Origin of the sequence: Streptomyces sp. NRRL B-24572, from assembly GCF_002156145.1 — a bacterium.
Classification (GTDB): domain Bacteria; phylum Actinomycetota; class Actinomycetes; order Streptomycetales; family Streptomycetaceae; genus Streptomyces; species Streptomyces vietnamensis.
In genome coordinates this window covers 1-264 of sequence record NZ_MWIG01000487.1, presented here as the reverse complement: position 1 = coordinate 264, position 264 = coordinate 1, and the positions used below count along the sequence as shown (strand labels likewise).

Below are 264 nucleotides of genomic sequence, written 5' to 3'. Positions count from 1 at the left end.
ACGAGGCCGGAGCGGGCGACGAGATCCCCGCCGCCCCCGTCGAGGCCATGCGCGCCGACATCCACCTCGGCGACGGCATCCACGGCTACACCGCCCACGAACGGCCCGGCGGCGAGAAGGACGTCCTCCTCACCGGCGCCACCGGCTTCCTCGGGGCCTTCCTGCTCGACGCCCTCCTGGAGCACACCGGGGCCACCGTGCACTGCCTGGTGCGCGCCCAGGACGGGCCCGCCGCCCGGCAGCGCCTGGAGCGGGTGCTGACCG

1 protein-coding gene is annotated in these 264 nt (G+C 76.5%); it reads left to right on the top strand.

The window, feature by feature from the left end; genetic code table 11:
- The coding region (locus CCN56_RS27400) for an SDR family oxidoreductase (protein WP_179200000.1) at positions 1 to 264 on the top strand (264 nt) is incomplete at both ends.